The 1,083-nt window shown below is 36.4% G+C and carries 3 protein-coding genes; all 3 read right to left on the bottom strand.

The genetic code is table 11. The annotated features are described in order from the left end of the window. Nucleotides 1–150 (bottom strand): phage holin (locus AC1Z3S_RS20055; protein WP_461741845.1); only part of this gene is annotated, 150 nt, incomplete at its 3' end. 1 nt (nt 151) lies between these two features. Beyond that, complete coding sequence (locus AC1Z3S_RS20050) at nt 152–373, bottom strand: hypothetical protein (RefSeq protein WP_265460350.1); 222 nt, start codon at nt 371–373, stop codon at nt 152–154. Between the two features lie 59 nt (nt 374–432). Beyond that, nucleotides 433–1,083, bottom strand: a 651-nt coding sequence (locus AC1Z3S_RS20045; RefSeq protein ID WP_461741844.1) for a hypothetical protein, incomplete at its 5' end; no start/stop codon positions are given.

Genomic DNA, 1,083 nt, shown 5'->3' with positions numbered 1-1,083 from the left:
AAACACATCTCCTAGCGCTGACCAAGATGTAAGGTCAGTTACTTCTAATCCCATATAAACTAAAATCGGTACCAATAAGGCACCGATAAACCGAATGACAAACGTTAAATTATTTTTGTTAAAACGTACTTTCCAGTTAATTTTTTTCATTTTATTTCCCCTCTTTCTTAATTTCAACAATATCGTGTTCTGCTTCTCGCATACGCCCTTCAAGACTATATGTCCGTTCAACTACGTTATTGTGCTTCTCAACTTTCTTTTCAAGTTGTTCAATTCTAAACATAGTCAGTTTACTAGAAATCATAATCCCGCTGAATGTACCCACCAAAGTTCCTAATAAACTGACTAAAGAAATCCACTGTTCAAAAAGCATACCTCACCAACTTTCTTCAAAATAAAAAGACCTGCCTTAGCACGTCTGTTTTGCTGTAGCTATAATCTTGCTTGGTTTATAAATGTCACCGTGATAGTAAACTTTAAAGTTGCTGTGTTTCCGAAAAATGATTTTATTGTAAAACCAATTCGTTTATTTCTAGCTTCAAATACCGCCCCGAAAAACATCACATCATTAAACCCATTCAATGAGTCAACATCACAACTAAGATAGCTATACCCAGTTGGAATCGTTATATTAATCGTACGATATAACATTGCGTTCGCTGCTATAGTAACTTCCAGCGAAACAACTTGTTGCTTAAAAACGGGACCCGCTAATTGTTTAGCGTTTAACCAGCCTGAATTTCCTTCGCTGTCTTGTAAAAATAATTGTCCCTGAGTTAATTGTTGTCTAGATCGTACAGTTCCATTCTCATTCAAAACTACTTGATCTAATCCAACTGGATTATATATTGTCTGAATAGGAAAAGTATTGTCAACCAAACCAGTAGAATTCAACTCGCCATTGACTAGCGTTGTCGTACCAGTTGCCGTACTACCAGAATTGTTAGGTAATGGAACCTTTGTAAAGGTGTTAACAAATCTAGATGCATTAATCTCCACTCCAGACAAGGTTTTGAACACACCGTTTTCAATGGCCACATTCTCGACAATTAGATTATCAATGGACATTCCCCACTCAACCCA

The sequence above is a fragment of the Enterococcus sp. LJL90 genome (genome assembly GCF_056924355.1).
Note: the sequence above shows the minus strand (reverse complement) of the source record. Positions and strands in the feature narration are given on the sequence as shown.